Source organism: Paenibacillus sp. FSL W7-1088 (genome assembly GCF_037969855.1).
Classification (GTDB): domain Bacteria; phylum Bacillota; class Bacilli; order Paenibacillales; family Paenibacillaceae; genus Paenibacillus.
In genome coordinates, this window is the sequence record NZ_CP150216.1 from 4,007,849 (window position 1) to 4,025,325 (window position 17,477).

Annotated in this window: 14 protein-coding genes; 5 read left to right on the forward strand and 9 right to left on the reverse strand. The window is 42.6% G+C overall.

All coding sequences use genetic code 11. The features are described from left to right. Positions 1-55 precede the first annotated feature (55 nt). A complete protein-coding gene (locus tag MKY42_RS17955; RefSeq protein ID WP_110001915.1) occupies positions 56-1,567 on the forward strand; it encodes an alpha-N-arabinofuranosidase in 1,512 nt (503 codons plus the stop codon). 278 nt (positions 1,568-1,845) lie between these two features. Here MKY42_RS17955 and MKY42_RS17960 read toward each other — a convergent pair whose 3' ends face one another. From MKY42_RS17960 to MKY42_RS17975, 4 genes are all read right to left on the reverse strand, one after another. After that, entirely contained in the window at positions 1,846-2,601 is a 756-nt protein-coding gene (locus tag MKY42_RS17960) for a class I SAM-dependent methyltransferase (protein WP_179264512.1), read from the reverse strand. Positions 2,602-2,621: 20 nt separating this feature from the next. Next, the gene (locus MKY42_RS17965) at positions 2,622-4,907 is read right to left on the reverse strand and encodes a DEAD/DEAH box helicase (RefSeq protein WP_339843725.1); all 2,286 of its coding nucleotides are present in this window, start codon (positions 4,905-4,907) and stop codon (positions 2,622-2,624) included. Positions 4,908-5,091: 184 nt separating this feature from the next. Then, positions 5,092-7,392: a stalk domain-containing protein gene (locus MKY42_RS17970; RefSeq protein WP_179264510.1), complete on the reverse strand. Its 2,301-nt coding sequence runs from the start codon at positions 7,390-7,392 to the stop codon at positions 5,092-5,094. Between the two features lie 352 nt (positions 7,393-7,744). Continuing rightward, the gene (locus tag MKY42_RS17975; protein WP_090899092.1) at positions 7,745-8,284 is read right to left on the reverse strand and encodes a cysteine hydrolase family protein; all 540 of its coding nucleotides are present in this window, start codon (positions 8,282-8,284) and stop codon (positions 7,745-7,747) included. Between the two features lie 225 nt (positions 8,285-8,509). Here MKY42_RS17975 and MKY42_RS17980 point away from each other — a divergent pair, with 225 nt between their 5' ends. Next, on the forward strand, positions 8,510-9,121 hold the full coding sequence (locus MKY42_RS17980; protein ID WP_090899095.1) for a type II CAAX endopeptidase family protein: 612 nt from the start codon (positions 8,510-8,512) through the stop codon (positions 9,119-9,121). A 22-nt stretch (positions 9,122-9,143) separates the two neighbouring features. Next, on the forward strand, positions 9,144-9,896 hold the full coding sequence (locus tag MKY42_RS17985) for a MerR family transcriptional regulator (RefSeq protein ID WP_090899098.1): 753 nt from the start codon (positions 9,144-9,146) through the stop codon (positions 9,894-9,896). Between the two features lie 73 nt (positions 9,897-9,969). On the opposite strand, the gene MKY42_RS17990 is transcribed toward MKY42_RS17985, so the two are convergent. From MKY42_RS17990 to MKY42_RS18000, 3 genes are all read right to left on the reverse strand, one after another. After that, positions 9,970-11,268, reverse strand: a complete 1,299-nt coding sequence (locus MKY42_RS17990; RefSeq protein WP_339843728.1) for an NCS2 family permease — start codon at positions 11,266-11,268, stop codon at positions 9,970-9,972. Positions 11,269-11,621: 353 nt separating this feature from the next. Next, entirely contained in the window at positions 11,622-11,831 is a 210-nt protein-coding gene (locus MKY42_RS17995; protein ID WP_339852979.1) for a GNAT family N-acetyltransferase, read from the reverse strand. A gap of 9 nt (positions 11,832-11,840) precedes the next feature. Then, entirely contained in the window at positions 11,841-12,422 is a 582-nt protein-coding gene (locus MKY42_RS18000) for a GNAT family N-acetyltransferase (protein ID WP_339843730.1), read from the reverse strand. Positions 12,423-12,752: 330 nt separating this feature from the next. Here MKY42_RS18000 and MKY42_RS18005 point away from each other — a divergent pair, with 330 nt between their 5' ends. Continuing rightward, complete coding sequence (locus MKY42_RS18005) at positions 12,753-13,154, forward strand: VOC family protein (protein ID WP_090899110.1); 402 nt, start codon at positions 12,753-12,755, stop codon at positions 13,152-13,154. Between the two features lie 582 nt (positions 13,155-13,736). Here the strand turns inward: MKY42_RS18005 and MKY42_RS18010 are convergent. Further along, complete coding sequence (locus tag MKY42_RS18010) at positions 13,737-14,480, reverse strand: glucose 1-dehydrogenase (RefSeq protein ID WP_090902403.1); 744 nt, start codon at positions 14,478-14,480, stop codon at positions 13,737-13,739. 424 nt (positions 14,481-14,904) lie between these two features. Between MKY42_RS18010 and MKY42_RS18015 the strand changes: the two genes are divergently transcribed. Next, positions 14,905-15,774, forward strand: coding sequence for a LuxR C-terminal-related transcriptional regulator (locus MKY42_RS18015; protein ID WP_339843732.1), 870 nt, complete (start codon positions 14,905-14,907; stop codon positions 15,772-15,774). Positions 15,775-15,941: 167 nt separating this feature from the next. Here the strand turns inward: MKY42_RS18015 and MKY42_RS18020 are convergent, their stop codons facing one another. Then, positions 15,942-17,411 carry a family 1 glycosylhydrolase gene (locus MKY42_RS18020; protein ID WP_090899116.1) on the reverse strand — a complete coding sequence of 490 codons (1,470 nt, stop codon included), beginning with the start codon at positions 17,409-17,411 and terminating at the stop codon, positions 15,942-15,944. Positions 17,412-17,477: the final 66 nt, after the last annotated feature.

A 17,477-nucleotide genomic window follows, 5' to 3' on the forward strand; every position in this document is an offset into this window, starting at 1 on the left:
ACAAATCAATGAATTGATTTTGCTATTTGGCGAATTCAATCCTATGGAGGTTTTCATTTTGCTTACATCCAAAATGCTTATTGATAAAGATTTTCAGGTAGCCGAAGTCGATCCACGTCTGTATGGCTCCTTCGTTGAACATTTGGGACGTGCTGTCTATGGCGGTATTTATGACCCTGGTCATCCCACGGCGAATGAACAAGGTTTCCGCCAAGACGCTATCGAAGCCATCAAAGCGCTGAATGTGCCCATTATCCGTTATCCAGGTGGAAATTTCGTATCCGGTTACAATTGGGAAGATGGTGTTGGACCGGTAGCAGAGCGGAAACGCAGACTTGAGCTGGCCTGGTGGACCATTGAAACCAATGCGGTTGGCACCAACGAATTCGCGGATTGGGCCAAGCTGGTCGGAACCGAGGTCATGATGGCGGTCAATCTCGGTACCCGAGGCATTGATGCCGCAAGAAACCTGGTGGAATACTGCAACCATCCTTCGGGCACCTATTGGAGTGATTTGCGAATTTCCCACGGGTATAAAGAGCCTCACAAATTCAAAACGTGGTGCCTTGGTAACGAAATGGACGGGCCTTGGCAAATTGGTGCAATGACCGCGCATGAATACGGCCGCATTGCGAATGAAACGGCGAAGGCGATGAAATGGGTTGATCCGAATATTGAACTTGTAGCGTGCGGCAGTTCCAGCCGGGGCATGAGCACGTTTGCAGAGTGGGAAGCGACTGTTCTCGACCTGTCCTATGAAAATGTGGATTACTTGTCCTTGCATGCTTACTACAACAATAACAATGACAACACATATAATTTCCTGGCTACATCGCTGGATCTGGACCAATTCATTGACAGTGTGGCATCGATCTGTGACTATGTGCAAGCCAAGAAACGCAGCAAAAAGAAATTGATGCTGTCCCTTGACGAATGGAATGTCTGGAAGTCCATTGGCACAAGCCGAGCTGAAGAGCGCTGGCAGATTGCACCGCCTGAATTCGAAGATGTATACACACATGAAGATGCCCTGGCGGTAGGCTGTTACGTGATTACACTCCTCAAACATGCAGACCGTGTGAAGATGGCCTGCCTTGCACAGTTAATCAATGTCATTGCGCCAATCATGACAGAGAACAACGGAGCGATCTGGTTCCAGACGACCTATTTCCCGTTCATGCATGCATCCAACTTCGGTCGCGGTACTGTGCTTCAGTCTGTCGTATCTTCGCCGAAGTATGATTCCAAAGACTTTACGGACGTACCTTACCTTGAAGCGATCAGCGTGCATGATGAAGAAAACGGCATGATCACCATCTTTGCGGTGAACAGACATCTGGAAGAACAGATGGAGCTTCAAGTGGATCTTCGTTCTTTCGGGGAAACTACATTCATTGAGCATATCGTGCTGGAGAACGACGATCTAAAGGCCATCAATACCAAAGCGAACCCGCATAACGTTGTTCCGCACAACGGAGGACATACCAAGGTTGATCAGGGTAACGTACAAGCTGTGCTGAACAAAGCGTCGTGGAACGTTATTCGTCTGAAAACGAAGCAGGCATAATGGAAATAGGTTTAAAGGGATTTTTCTGTGTACGGGGAGCTGCCTTGATATGCCGAATATCTGGATAGCGGGACGCTGTAGAAGTCTATTTAAGCCCTCAAGATTTGAATAAATAATGAAAATGCCGCTTATCCATTCAAAGATAAGCGGCATTTTTCTGATCCGGTAATCATATGCTCTATTCCCGAGATCAGAAGCTGAATGGCATTTACATGAATCGATTTCATCACTACTCAGCTCAGGCATAGCTATGCATAGCTGGGTATCATTTTGAAGAACTATACTTCTCCCCAAAAAATCTCAGTCTCATAATCGAATTCAACAATACCATCTTGATTATTCCTATTGAATAGATTCCGCAGTTCTTTCATCATGGGATCATAATTTGCATGCCCGGGTGCAGGGCTGTAGGAAGAGGACAGCAACCGGCCTTTCAAGCCCTCAAAATCGAACTGCTGACTCATTCTGACTCGCATTTCATGCATTGAACCTTCCTTGAAAAAAGAGAGCAGCATCGTCTGAGAAATATTTTTATGATTGACTTTTTCGTAGTCGGTTCCGTAAGTATGAAGCAGATGATTGTACTCTTCACGAAACGGAGTACCGTTTGTAAGACGTGAGTTCCAGATGAGTATTACTCTCCCACCTGGCCTTAGAATTCTGCGAAACTCGATTTGGGTTGCAGAGCGATCGAACCAGTGAAATGCCTGAGCGCAGACAATAAAATCAACCGACTGATCAGGTAATCCAGTAGATTCTGCGGAACCTTCTATACTCTGGAATTGCGGATTACTTTCTAACATTTGCTCGGCGGCCTCACGCATTGCCTGATTTGGCTCGACCGCGATTACATAGCTTCCGCGTTCCAGAAGCAACTTTGAGATGATGCCAGTACCTGAACCGATGTCTGCTATATTACTGCTCGCACGTAAACCGACGACCTCATACAAATGGTCAATAGCCTCTTTTGGGTAACTCGGGCGGTATTTTAAATACGAATCGACCCGGCTCGTAAACCGTTCTCTATTGTTCATCGATCGTCACACTCCCATCACTATTTTGACATCCTATATACTGGCCTCAGTAACAGTTTCAAAATCTTACTGCCCCAAAAAGCAAATACCGTCGTTCCGGTCCATGAGCTGCGCTTATCTTGGCTGTATTGATCGTTGATCATATAGGTTCGAGTCGAAATAGGACTCTTCAGACCGAACTCTTCCCATTTCGCCGGATCATTCGAACCTCCAAGTTTTCTAAGCATATTCGCCGACTCATGATCTATTTTAGCCGGAATTTGCTCGAATGCTTGGGTGATTTGCGTATGAAACTCGTCGATCGGGTTGCGACTGGTAATGCTCTGGAGATGGATGCTTTCGCGAATGTAAGAAACGTATGCCAGATGGTCAGCCCAGAACTCGTCGATATAAAAAAGCCGTACCCGCTGCTCCGATGAGCTCATCGGTCTCTCGCCTTTCAAAATTCCGAGCCGCTCCTCGTATAGAATTCGCCTCTGATCCTCCACCATATCCGAATAACAGTTCAATTCCCGCTGAATATCGAAGTTTTGACCTATAATAACGCGCTGAATATGCTCGATTTTGCTGCGGAGCGCCGGATCATCAAGAACCTCGTCCTGCCTGGGAGCGCGAAACAGTCTATGAATGCCAAAGCGAAGCATCAACTCGTCTTCCAGGCTTATATAAAATATGGAAGCTCCCGGGTCGCCTTGGCGGCCGGAACGCCCGCGCAGCTGGTTATCAATCCGCATGCTTTCGTTCACATGTGTACCTATTACGTATAATCCGCCCAGCTTGGCAACCACTTCTGCCTGAGCAGGATTACCGCCGCCGAGACGAATGTCGACGCCGCGCCCTGCCATATTCGTAGATACCGTTACGGCCCCGATTTCTCCCGCTTTAGCGATGATTTCGGCTTCTTTTGCATCGTTTTTTGCATTCAGAACCTGGCAAGGTACTCCGGCAACCGCAAGTGCCTCCGCCAGCATGTCAGATTCCTCGACGCTTGACGTACCAATAAGAATGGGGCGTCCCACCCTATGGACGGAAGATATTTCTTGTACAAGCGCCTTATATTTGGCTTCTTTATGGGTGTAAATCCGATGTTTGTGGTCGATCCGTATGTTTGGCTGGTTCGGCGGAATTTGCACGACCTGCAGTGCATAGATATCCTCGAATTCCATTGCTGAAGCGTGCGCCGTAGCCGTCATTCCGCAAATTCCCGAATACAGGCTAATGAAGTGTTGAATGGTGATCGTACCGAGGATTCTACCACCAGCCTTCCACTGCAACCCTTCTTTCGCCACCAGTGCAGCTTGAAGCCCGTCCGGCAAATACCTGTTCTCGGCCACACGGCCGGTATGTTCTTCGATTAGCTCAATTTCACCGTGCCGGACGATGTAATCGACGTCTTTTTTTAATAACGATTCCACATGCAGCGCACAATTCAATGACGTTAACAAATGACTATTATGGCTATCGTACAAATTACCGCATCCCAGCAGCAACTCCGCTTTTGCAGCACCCGCATCATTCAAGTAAACGTTCCGCTTGAACTCGTCAAAATCGTAATGCTCTGCTGGCTGCAGCTGCCGGGCCACTTCTGCGAAAAGAATGCCGTCATTCTTGGAAGCACTCGAATCGCCACTAATGACTAGCGGCACCCGCGCTTCATCAAGAAGCAGTGAATCCGCTTCGTCGACGATGACGTAGTGGAAAGGACGGTGTACGGTATCAGCTTCATTGAATGCGATTGTGTCGCGCAAATAATCAAACCCTGCTTCTTTAGCCGTAACATAGGTTATATCCTTGGCGTAAGCTTCCCGTTTTTCGAGCAAACTCATGCCCGCTTGAACCGAGCTTACCGTTAACCCAAGGAAGCGGTAGATTGGGCCCATCCACTCTGCATCTCGATTTGCCAAGTAGTCGTTAAATGTGAGCACATGAACGCCTTTGCCGGTCAATGCGTTTAGATAAGCAGGCATAACAGCAGAGAGTGTTTTTCCTTCACCGGTATGCTGTTCGATCAAAAATCTCTCGTGCAAAGCGATAGCAGCCATAATCTGGACATCGTAAGGCTGTAATCTGAGTGTTCTCTTCGCAGCCTCGCAGACTAGCGCATAAGCATCAACAAGCAGCTCATCCAAAGACGTGCCTGATTTTGCCTCATTTTGCAGCCGAAGGGATTCCGCTTGCAGCCGCTGATTGTCCCAAGCTTCCAAACTCCGTTTCCTGATAAGCTCCACTTTGTCTCGATAATCTTTCAACAAACGCCGGGTATCGCGCTCTTTGAATTCACGTATCAACTTGGCGACTACATTCATCGGAATTTGATTCCTCCTCAGTAGAAATAAGCGGTTCTATCGTAACTTTTTAAGCGGTATCCATTCCGTATGTCCTCATATTGCCCCGTGATAAGAAAAGACTCCATATGGAGTCCCTTCTTTCGATCATTAACACACCAGCCAAATCATTCGTTCCCGCTCTAGCTTATGTGAAACAACTTCATCACTTCTCCGATGGGAGCGGTGTAAAGAGTAGATTAACCGGCAGGTTGCTTCCTGGCGCGGCAGAGAAAAGAATCGTTACGCTCTCTCCATATGCCCCTGTGCGGTAAAGAACGCTTTGTTCACTTGAATTGCTAACAGCAACGTTACCATCGGCAATGGATACAACCTGATTGTTTACTAGAGCCACTCCTGAGTACTTCCCTCCACGAGGGTTAAATGAGATTAACGTACGCGGAGCCACATTATTCAGCGTGATTTTGTACAATACGCCAAAATTACCCGCGTTGGATGCGTCTGTGTAAGCCATTGGATCTGTTCCAACCAGATTGGGATCGCTTGCGTTATCACCCAGTGGCAGACGAGCAGGTTCGGCTCCCACTAGCTGATCATACGTAATGATACGAGTCGCATTCGGATACGTTCCACGGTTGTGCACACCGTCACGATCAAGCACAGGCAGCATTGGTAAAGTCTCGAACGGATCTTTATTTTCTTCGACCAGGATAACGTTATAGTCAAGGGTATAATCACTATAAGCATCCGAATAGAGTGAGATCACTTGTCCTTCTTTGATTGGAGTTTTATTTAGTTCGGTCAAAATCAGTTTGCTTTCTCCAGGTTGAATAACTTCTTTCTTTTGATCCGCCCGGGTCTGAATTGACTTGAACCATTTATCAATCGACAATTTCCCAGCGACGGTAGCATACGGTGTAGGCCCAGCAAAGCCCATATTTTGTTGTTCGAATACTGCCGGATTTAGGTTGTTATTTGTTGCAATTACATACATCTTCACTCTTTTTCCCGTATTGTTCACGTGGTGAATCATGAAACGGGTCTGCCCTGAAGATGATTCTTTATACACGATTCCTTCCGTATTAACCGTTTCCGGACTGTTGCTGCGGATCAACAAACTTGGCTCATCCGTGTACGTATAAGACACTTTTTCCATGGAAGTTACTTCGCCACCGTTAAAGGTAAATTTCTGTCCTACCGGCGTGAAGAGTAAATTGAAATCGGAAAATGAATATAATGTCTCATTGGTTATAGTTATAACTTTGGAGTACGTGTTCGTCGCGCCGTGATTGTCAGTAACGGTGAGTGTCACCGTTTTTGGACCGGGTTCAAAGAAAGCCAGCGAATTATTCTCCCATACCGTTTTATCAATACTGTTTTCATCATCTGTACTTTGGTCGATGTATGTTATTTTCTCACCCATTTTATACTGTTCCTTGTCTGTGGTGAACATGGCTACAGGAGGAAGATTAGGACTCAAAACTTGAATCGTCATCGAATAGGGATCGCTCCATTGGCCGTTTGAATCCTGTACTTGATATGAAATCGTATATGTACCCGCTTGATCAAACGAATCCTGACGACCTGTCCAGCGTTCGTCTAGGATATCCAAGCCATTTGGAGAACTGGAAGAAGTCACATAGTCCACCTTATCGCCAGCAAAAATTTCCTTTTGTGTAATCACAAAGCTTGCAACGGGTTTAGTATTGAGATTCAGCACAACCGTTTTAGCCGACTGATTCACTTTATAGGTGATGTTCAGAGCTTGAGTAATGGAAGTTAACGGCACCATGAACGTATTTTTTTGCTGATAAGCAGGGCCTTTCATCGTTCTGGACTCTCCATTTACGGTATAGACCGTGCTGTTGGTTTTGAATCGGAGCTCATTATCACCACTAATGATGATCGTTTCTTTGGTCTTGTTATCGTATTTGACCCCGTATCCCACACGGTCCACCAGTGCACGGATCGCAACATAGGATACGCCGTTTTTTACAGTCATTGGCTGGCCAGCCAGATACGTTTTCCCATCCTGCTCCATCTTGTTACTATTCATGTACAACGTCAGATTGCCGCCTGCTGCTACAGCAGAATTTCCATCAATGGATGGCTGCTCTATTTGAGCAGGCGTAGCTGGCGTTTCAGCATCCTCAGGAGTTCCCTCTTGAGTTACAGGTTTCGTGCTTGTTTCGTTTGTAGTCGTCTCTCCCCCATCTATAGCGGGTTTCTCGATATCTGTTGTACGTGTTGCCTCAGTGTCTGTTGGATTTTCAGTTTTCTTCCCTTCAGAAGACGGTGTAATGGCAGATGCATTACTGCTCCCTGTCTTTACTTCACGCTCAGCAATCGGCTGCTCCTGCTTTAATACCTCAACCGATTCTACTTTGGCCGTATTTACTGACGATGTGTCATCCTGCGGTGCTGACTGCGCATTCACTGAACCGACTGCAAATGCTTGTAAAACGGCTAAAGCGGTAAAAATGGATAATTTCTTTTTCATATTCATGCGTTGTCTTTATCTCCTTCTGCTCCCAAGTAATTGTTATACTCTCAAAAAGTCATAGTATAGACGCTAGATTCAGGAAAAAGTTTCTAGTAAACTTGTAAATTATGGATCGATTTCAGCGTGGTTTTTATTTATTCGATGCTGGGAGAGAGAAAATAAGAAAGACCTTGAGAGTTTAGCACCCTCAAGGTCTTGAATTATCTATTAACTTATGGACGGACCACAACACCATTTTTAAAATTTATCTACGGAAAACTCCCACCTGCTTTTTCATTCTCCGGAATTTCGGCTTCAATTCTTTTCAAGTCACTTTTATTTAATTGGACATCCAGAGACCGGGTTGATTCCTTGTTTATCTTGAAACCGACATTATGATATCCTGGGTATCGCTTAAAGAAACAAACCAGTTTTGTAGAAGAATATTATGATGTGTAATGATTTGATCTGCAATTAAAACGGAAGAGTCCGCGGTACTGTGAGCATCTTTTGCTAAAATAACGTCATATCCCAAGCTAAATGCTCTACGACATGTCGCATCAACACATATCTCAGTCTGAATTCCCGCGACAACCAGTTGATTAACCCCTAGATGAGTTAAATGGGATTCAAGGGTGGTATCTTGAAATGAATCTGGAAAGTTCTTTTCAATTTTCACATCTTGAGCGATCAAGGGTAAGGCGGGATGAAGACTCCACCCTGAGGAATTTTTTGAGGTAAGCGTCCCTAATTTCCCATTATGCTGCGTAAGTATGACTGGAATCTTACTTATGTGGGCCCACGTAATAAGTTGTTTGATATTATCTAATAATTTTTCACTGTTATGTATAAAGAGAGGATCCATAAATGATCCGATCTGTATATCTATGATCAATAAAGCTGGCGTGTAGGTCATAACTATCCCCTCCTCATCCTGGATACTTCTTCATTCATTTCTAGAGGTTAGAATTGCCCGTAAGCATAATTATATTCATTATTTTTTACACCTAATCAGTTATGACCCCAAGTTTTGCCCTCCATTTGGGACAGGAACTTTGTTTTTTTAAACAAAAAGCAAATGTTGCGGGGGACGCTACGTCACAATCTATAATGAAAAAAAACAGATAAAAGGAGTTTAATTATGACTGACACCACGGCAAAGGAACAGTACAAAATACTGTTGAGAGCATCACTAACGCTAACATCATTTCTTTTTATCGGATTGGTTTTTATTTGGATATTCAAACGGGGAGATATGTTACCATTTATAGCTGACCTATTTATACCAAACGAGATTAGTATTTTATCCGCAGTACTCATTGGTCTTATTTCTAGTTTGGTTATAACAACTATTGTTCTAGTTGCATTCATCAAAACCAGAACAGAACTCCCCAAAACCGAGGGATCAGATCTGATCAAAAAAATAATGATCCAACCAAGTGGTATAGCTTTATCTGCAATAGGTGGTGGGGTGTTTGAAGAATTCTTTTTTAGAGGTGTCCTGATCGGATTATGTATTGGATACTCTATAATTGTGGATTGGCTCGTTATCCTAATAAGCACTTTTCTATTTTGGGTAATACATGTTCCCCAATATAAAGGAGCCACTGGTATCCTCACAGGTGTATTTGTAAATGGTTTGATTTTTGCACTACTCTTTTATTTTACCGGCTCGTTAATCCCGTCAATGCTTGCCCATGGGATTTATAATACCTGTATTGGAATGATTCTGGCGAAAAAATACAAGAAATGATTTTGGAAAAGAGGAATTTTAGATGAGATTAACGGCAAGTAAATTTGCAAAGCTGGCAGATACGACGGTTCGTACCTTACGACATTATCGACAACTTGGAATATTAGTCCCCTCACAGAAAAATGAAAAAGATCATTATATATATGTGGATGCGGACTTTAAAAGGCTTCATGAAATCCAACTATTGCAAAGTCTAGGTCTTTCCTTAAACGAGATTAAAGTCTGTTTGGAAAATCCGAAATATTCTTTCCATGAAATCATTAGAGTTCAAGAACAATTACTTCGACAGCGGAGGGAAGCCATTGATTGTTCTTTAGCACTCATTGAACGAGTCCAATTGTTAACCGAGCAAGATCAACTCAATGAATCAAACTCTGAAATACTCATGTTACTTATGAATTCCATGCGTGTTGAGGAGGCTCAAAAAAAGCTGCTTCAAAAGTATGTCTCTATAGATATTATTGATCAGGTGTTTCCAGAGGATATCTCAAAGCAAACCCATATGGATGGACGATTTTACAATTTGTTATTGCTTGTCCATCGGGCTATCGTAAATGATCTTACACCAGATCATCCTATCATACAGCAGCAGTTGCATGGCATATGTGCAGATACTCCATTACGTAATCTCATGTTCAATGACGAGGTAAATAACGAAGAACTGAATAAAAGCGTAAAACCCTATGAGGCGTTGGTGCCTAAGCATACCATGGATTTTTTAAAGGAAGCATTTGAGGTATTAAATACGAAGAATAATTCTTCTCTACAGGATTGAAAAGAGGGTTTCATATAAAAAAGGAGAGCTGCCTTTATATAAGCAGTTCTCCTTTTTGAGATTAAACCGTTTCTTAGTGGTCCAGGAATACAAGCTGGATGAAGAACAATACCGCAAAAATGTAGAATATCGGATGAACATCCTTGCCCTTTCCGCGAAGCAGCTTGAGTACCGGATAGAAAATGAAGCCAACACCGATGCCTGTCGCAATACTGTGCGTCAACGGAGTAAGGATGATAATCAAAAAGGCAGGAAATGTTTCTTCGAGATCCTTCCAATTGATTTTGCTGATTACGCTAATCATAAAGTAACCAACAATAATCAGTGCCGGAGAAGTGATCGCCGGGATACCTGATATGACACTTACGATTGGTGTAAAGAACAAAGTAAGAGCAAGTAGTACACTTACCGTTACCGCCGTCAGTCCTGTTCTTCCTCCTGCAGCCACCCCTGTGCTGGACTCGATATAAGCCGATGTTGGGCTCGTTCCAAGCAAAGCGCCAGTGGTAGTCCCAACGGCATCTGCCAATAGGGCGCCGCGTGAGCGCGGAAATTTACCTTCCTTCAGCAGCCCTGCTTGTTCAGCAACGCCGAGCATCGTCCCCGTCGTATCAAACAGCGTAATCAACAGGAACGTAAATATGATGGTATACAAACCATTAGAGAATACGCCTGCCAAATCCAATTGGAAAGCCGTTGACGTGAGGCCTTGTGGCAAGGATACAATCGACTCCGGCATTTGAAACAGCCCCATGATCCAGGCAAGAATCGCTGTTACCACCATTCCGATGAACAGATAACCTTTTACATTGTAAGCCATAAGCACAACAGTGATAATTAATCCGATTATGGTCAAGTAAGTCATAGGTTCTGCCAAGTTCCCGATCGTAATCAAATTGGATTCGGAATCAGCAATAATCCCGGAATTTTGCAGGCCTACCGTTGTAATAAACAATCCAATCCCTGCTGTTATCGCGTGCTTAAGGCTCGCAGGAATGGCATCAAGCAGCATGTAACGAAATGAAGTAAGCGATAAAATAATAAACAAAAGCCCTGCTATAAATACCGCTCCCAGTGCAACCTGCCAAGACACGCCATATCCAGCAACTACACTATAAGCAAAGAATGCATTCAGACCCATACCGGGCGCTATAACGATCGGATAATTGGACCCGATTCCCATGATCAACGTCGCCACAATACTCGCCAACACTGTAGCAATGAATACTCCGTTAAAGTCCATGCCCGTGCTGCTGAGTATTCCTGGGTTTACGATTACGATGTATACCATCGTGAAAAATGTTGTAATCCCTGCGATGATCTCTGTTGAAACGGTCGTGCCTCTTTCTTTTAGTTTGAACCAATTGTCCATGATTAAAGCCAGCCTCCAACTTTCAAATTATTCACCAAAGCTAAAAATAAAAAAATCCTAATCATCGTCATAGGATTGTAATATTACCGCTCCTATATTCGTCATTAGGATTAAAAAGCTAAGATTCTAAACCAATGATAAGGATACTCATATCTGCTTTACCCTGATGCCCTTTCGAATTTTAATAAATATATCACTCATTGTCAATGAATTAACGTATTGTTCACAGTTATTTACGAACTATATAGAGATGATAGGGAATATTCATTCGTTTTTTAGAGTAAGTTACAATGAATTTAGTTCTTGTACCAATCAAACAAAAAAAGCCGCTAAAGTAGCGACTATACATCGAATTATATTTTTGTTGTGGATAAAGTAAAATTGACAATATAAAGTTCCATTGTTGTTTGATACCCCAAGCCTTTATATAAGCGAACAGCAGGCACGTTATTTGCTAAAACGCCCAGATAAACATCTGGTGACCGTTTTTTACCGAGGTGTGTCAATTCACTTGTTAGGCGTTTAGCTAATCCTCTGCCTCTGTAATCTAACCTGGTAACAATGTTCCCAAGCTATACTAGCTGAGAGTCATAAAAATGGTAGCCGCCCACAGCGATGAAATCCTCCCCTTCCTTAATTCCAAGAAAAGGGTAATTCTCTAACTCACTCCTTGTAAAAAACCTCATTTCCCCACTATGTAAAAAATCAATTACCTTAGAATATTCATTTTCATTTATCTTTTTTGCAATGTGAGCTTCAAGGAGTTTCGATTCATCCTGATGTTTCATAGTTAAAAAACGCTGAGGAATTCCTTTGATGAGTCCGCAGGATTGAAAAAGTTCAAGGTCTCGTTGACAGAGTACCGTGCCACATACAGCACTTTCGTCAAGTTGGATAGTTTCTCTTGTAAAAGCAATTAGTTCTGGCAAAAAGATGTCCTGATCTTCCACTCGGAAGAAAGAAAATGCAGGAAAAGATAGTTCGCTAAAATAAGCTAATACAGCTGTAAGTTGGCTATTCATAAATTGACCAACATATTGAGCCTTATCCTTACGTTGCGTTAAATAACTATAAAAAAGCAGATTCTGTTCTGTATTAATGTTGGGCAATAATTCAATAATTGTATCGTGAGTAAGCAAGCGATGCGAAAACATTTTAACACCTCTCAACCTATAATTTCTTATTCTATTTTTTTATCTTGTTTTCTTTCAACAAATACCCAGATATAGTATGTCAACCAAAATACAATAGGAACTAAGAATACATAAGCTCTCTGATTTGCTGTAAGAAAGTAAATTATAAACAGTCCAATGATTAACATCGGTGGCATCAGGATAAAGTACTTCTTCTTATCTATGTCCATCCCTCCATTTGTTCAATATTCATAATAATAACATTCATTTATTTCTTTGATAAGATTCGCATCTGCTACCAGAAGTAGAGTATATTAAGCTTAGTTAATTTTATTTTAGGAGGCTATAACCATGCCACAAGAGATCTGGATTAACCTGCCGGTCAAAGATGTTGAGAGGTCAACTGCCTTTTTCAATGAAATTGGATTCCAAGCGGTGAGCGTTGGGAACGAAAGAGCCAAGCTTTCCATAGGTCAAACAGCGATTCTATTGTTCCCGGAGTCAGCGTTTGAGAAATTTACAGGTTCAAAAACAGCAGATACTTCCCATAGCGCAGAAGTAATATTCTCCATTGGCGCTGAAAGCAGAGAAGAAATAGATACCTTTATTCAAAAAGTGGAGTTTGCCGGAGGAAGCATCTTTGGCAAACCGAGTGAAAGCGACGGCTGGATGTACGGCGCAGGATTTGCCGACCTGGACGGTCACCGCTGGAACCTGCTATACATGGATGAGAGTAAAATGCCGAAAAAATAAGTGAAGCGCCGGTTTCCTGTTAAGGTCGCCGGCGTTTATTCATAGGGTGCTTCTGAATGAAATCATGTTCGAACCAGAATTCAAAAGAACAAATCCCCCAAATGAAGTATTGTTTTAGGGATTCTGCCTGCTCTTAGCCACATCACAGGGTCCATTCACTTTTCTTTATAAAGTATACTTATTAAGTGTCTATGGCAATTCCTCAAGTTATTCAAAGAAATCATTAATGGATCGAATGGGCTTCACTTCTATAGGCTGACTCGACAATTTCAAAGCCGCATATGCTCCAATCCAAATGATAGCTGCTAAAATTATATATACCATAACGCTCACCTCCTGTATCTCCATTGATCCTTTCTAAATGTATCCAGTGCGTTTTGTAACCCTCTTTATAAAATAACTTTATAAAGTCAGTATGCAGCAAACCTTAATGCTCTGTCAAAGGGTAATTTAGGAAGCTTCTATAGCCTCCGCCGTATGTAAAAGAAAACCTCTAATCATGAATGAATTTTTCAATGATTAGAGGTTTATTTCGATTTGATCATCTGTTTTCAGATAAATTCATCCTACATCTCAACTAAATTAATGCGCGGTATAGCCGCCATCAACAAGCAAGGTCGTACCATTCACGAAGCTAGCATCATCGCTGGCTAGGAACAACACAGCTTTAGCTACTTCTTCTGGTCTTCCAAGTCTGCCCTGTGGATGAAGTGAAGTTAAATATTCTTTGCTCTTTGCATCTACGTTTTTCAACAAAGGCGTTTCAATGTATCCAGGACATACCGCGTTGACACGAATTCCCTCGCTTGCATAAGCAGTACATAAATTCTGAGTTAACAGTTTAACGCCTCCTTTTGCTGAAGCATAAGCTGTCGTTTTAGGCAATGCAACAAAGCTGTGGATCGAGCCAGCATTAACAATAATTCCGCCATTTCCCTGCTTAAGGAACTGCTCAATAGCATATTTATCGGAAAGAAATACACCCGACAAGTTAATATCGATTGTGCGTTTCCATTTATCATAAGACAATACATCAGCGATTTCGTCATCGGCAACCCCTGCATTTGCATACATAATATCCAGCTTGCCATATTTCTCAACAGTTTCCTTAATCATGTGTTTAATATCTTCTTCTTTAGTCACATCTGTTTTGACAAATAACGTATCATGACCTTCTCCATTAAGTTCGGCAGCTAGCTCTTTACCATGTTCAGAATAGTCAGCAATGACCACTTTTGCTCCTTCTTTTGCGAAAAGGCGAACCGTGGCCTCACCAATTCCACTGGCACCGCCTGTAACAATAGCTACTTTTGCATGTAATTTCATAAGATTCAACCGCTCCGTTTCATGATTAGTAAGATTCAATAATCAGTACTCTTCAATCTTACTCCTTTAATTTTGAAATACTATCCTATAAGGTTCTGTGTAATAATGGATTGTATACCCTCCATTTGTAGGGTATTTCATTGGAAGGGAACGGCTTATTATGACCCAACATTTTCATCCATATGGTGAAATGACTTTTCAGGAATTTGTATTATTTTTCAAAACGCACAGCAAACAGCTCGAAGAAAACACAAACATTTACTTGATTTCGGAAGCTAACATCCCTGAAATACATCGGAACGAAACGGAAGTACTGATGAGATCCTTTTTTCAAATGTTTACTTATTCAGACTTGGATCATTTGGATAATCATTATTCTTCTTATTTGGATACCTGGGTTCAATCCCAGCTAACTATTTTAAATATGGCAAGCTTACAATGGCTTCAAATTATATTGGAAAAAGCTTTACTAACACTATTAATACAACTGAAACATCAACGGATGTTGGACCCTCTAATGTTCCTGTTATCTGTCTTTTCTTATCTGATGCATAGCTTTCATAAGTGGGCTGATACGGAGTCTGTTAATCAAGGAACGGAGGAAAATGACGAATTAAGGAACCTGCGCTTGCTGGATCAGTTAAACCAACTCCTAGTCAGTTCTTCCGGAGCTTCAGATTTAGCCTTTATCCTGAAAAAATGTGAGAAGTATTTCAATTATAAACGTTGTGTCTTCTATGCCTATGTACCTTGGTCCAACCAGTTCTATGGGGTCATTGGTGAAGAACTTCCGAAAATTCAGAGTATGAAAGGACAATTGACCGAGCAAAATCTAATCTTTAACTCCAAGAGACCGATCTACTTGAAAAATCCAAAACCTTATCTAAGGGACGAGCATATCCAGTTATTTCAGTTGTCTTCGATCATATTTATACCGATTGCCCACGAGCAGCAATTGTATGGCTGGGTCACTTTTGACCAAATGGGGGATTCATTTGATTGTACGAAGGGCGAACTCGATTTGCTTGAACAAGTGGGAAAGAGAATTGGTTTGTTTTTATCCAGAAAAGAGAAGGAAAACACCGCCAAAACGATGGCCATCGCCTTAACAGAAAGGGAGTCCACCGTTCTCGAACTTCTGGCGGAAGGATACGACAACAAAAAAATCGCTTCCTTGTTGTTCCTCAGCGAATATACTGTGAGAGATTATGTAAGCAGCTTGATGTCCAAGCTGCGTGCAAAAAATCGGACACAGGTCGTTGCTTATGCTTTTCGTTGGGGGTTATTGAGTTAGTACATTTGGTCATGCCTCGGTCAACGAATCAACCGATTTGATCAAGAAATTTACTAAACTTACACATATGATATTAATTATTCATTCGTTTCAGAAAAAATAATAGCCCTTAAACCAAAGACAGCCGGTCCATGGATCGGCTGTCTTGCACAGATGTTTTATGCTTGTTATAAGATTTGTCCATTACTTTCAATAACTTGTTTATACCAGTCAAACGAGTCTTTGCGGTATCTTTGCAGCGTACCATTCCCGGCATTGTCTTGATCTACATAAATGAAGCCATAACGTTTACCCATTTCAGATGTGGAACAGCTAATAATGTCGATGGGTCCCCAGCTTGTGAAGCCCATCAAATCTACACCATCTGCTACCGCTTCTCTCATTTGCTCGATGTGGCGACGCAGATAGTCAATCCGGTATGTGTCATGAATGGAGCCGTCTTCCTCCAGTTTGTCGGTAGCACCAAGGCCATTCTCAACGATAAATAAAGGCATCCGATAACGGTCGTACAAACGGTTCAGTGCAACACGAAGACCGATTGGATCGATTGGCCAACCCCATTCAGTCACTTCCAGGTGAGGGTTTTTCACTTGACTAACCAGCATGCCGGAATTGCTGTTGTCATTCGGATCGTATTTTCCGATATAAGTCATATAATAGCTGAATGCAATGAAATCGACCGTGTTATCTTTAATAATCGCATCATCCTCAGGTTCCTTCACCAGCTTAATCCCGTTCTCCTCAAAATATCGATTCATGTAAGATGGGTATTCGCCCCGTGCCTGAACCTCTGGATAGAACAGATTCATCTGATCTTCCTTCAGCGTTTGCAGAACGTCCTCCGGTTTGCTTGATGCAGCGTACGTTTCCAGACGGCAAATCATGCAGCCGATTTGGGCGTTTGGCATCTTCTCTTTACCGCTTTTTACAGCGAGTGCGCTCGCTACAAACTGGTGATGCGTCGCTTGATAGGCAACCTGCTCTTTGCTGCCTTTGATTTTATCCTCAAGGATACCGCCACCCGTATACAGGCTTGTAAGGATCATGTTCATTTCATTAAACGTAATCCAATATTTTACTTTGTCTTTATAACGGTCAAACAGGGTGTTGGCGAATTTCAGATACAGGTCAATGAGTCTGCGGTCTTCCCAACCATTGTATTTCTGAGTGAGATGTACAGGCATTTCGTAATGGGAGATGGTCACGAGCGGTTCGATATTATGCTTCAAGAGTTCATCCAGCACATTGTCATAGAACGCCAGACCTGCTTCATTAGGAACCTCTTCCTCCCCTGTAGGGAAAATGCGTGTCCATGCCATAGAGATCCGTAATACCTTGAATCCCATCTCGGCGAACATGGCAATGTCTTCTTTATAACGATGATAGAAATCTACCCCGTTGCGCTTCGGGAAATACACATCTGTGTTTCCTCCCAGGAACTCTTCAAGCTCAACAGAATTGACATCAAAGGTAAAATCCTTGCCATTGCGAAGTTCCTTGGGTACGAATGGAGCCATGTCCGAAGTGGACAGCCCTTTCCCATCAGCATCAAATGCTCCCTCCAACTGATTGGCTGCTGTAGCGCCTCCCCACAAAAAGCCTGCTGGGAATGCTTGTTTAGTTTCTTGTTTTGTCATGATGGTTGTGCTCCTTTGATATAATAGTTTGAGTTTGAAATTAAGATGACTTCATATGATAAATGT

What these genes read in the sequence shown, in the direction of transcription:
- MKY42_RS17960 (WP_179264512.1), bottom strand. Translation starts at nt 2,601, where the DNA reads ATGAACAATAGAGAACGGTTTACGAGCCGGGTCGATTCGTATTTAAAA.
- MKY42_RS17965 (WP_339843725.1), bottom strand. Translation starts at nt 4,907, where the DNA reads ATGAATGTAGTCGCCAAGTTGATACGTGAATTCAAAGAGCGCGATACC.
- MKY42_RS17970 (WP_179264510.1), bottom strand. Translation starts at nt 7,392, where the DNA reads ATGAATATGAAAAAGAAATTATCCATTTTTACCGCTTTAGCCGTTTTA.
- MKY42_RS17975 (WP_090899092.1), bottom strand. Translation starts at nt 8,284, where the DNA reads ATGACCTACACGCCAGCTTTATTGATCATAGATATACAGATCGGATCA.
- MKY42_RS17980 (WP_090899095.1), top strand. Translation starts at nt 8,510, where the DNA reads ATGACTGACACCACGGCAAAGGAACAGTACAAAATACTGTTGAGAGCA.
- MKY42_RS17985 (WP_090899098.1), top strand. Translation starts at nt 9,144, where the DNA reads ATGAGATTAACGGCAAGTAAATTTGCAAAGCTGGCAGATACGACGGTT.
- MKY42_RS17990 (WP_339843728.1), bottom strand. Translation starts at nt 11,268, where the DNA reads ATGGACAATTGGTTCAAACTAAAAGAAAGAGGCACGACCGTTTCAACA.
- MKY42_RS18000 (WP_339843730.1), bottom strand. Translation starts at nt 12,422, where the DNA reads ATGTTTTCGCATCGCTTGCTTACTCACGATACAATTATTGAATTATTG.
- MKY42_RS18005 (WP_090899110.1), top strand. Translation starts at nt 12,753, where the DNA reads ATGCCACAAGAGATCTGGATTAACCTGCCGGTCAAAGATGTTGAGAGG.
- MKY42_RS18010 (WP_090902403.1), bottom strand. Translation starts at nt 14,480, where the DNA reads ATGAAATTACATGCAAAAGTAGCTATTGTTACAGGCGGTGCCAGTGGA.
- MKY42_RS18015 (WP_339843732.1), top strand. Translation starts at nt 14,905, where the DNA reads ATGGCAAGCTTACAATGGCTTCAAATTATATTGGAAAAAGCTTTACTA.
- MKY42_RS18020 (WP_090899116.1), bottom strand. Translation starts at nt 17,411, where the DNA reads ATGACAAAACAAGAAACTAAACAAGCATTCCCAGCAGGCTTTTTGTGG.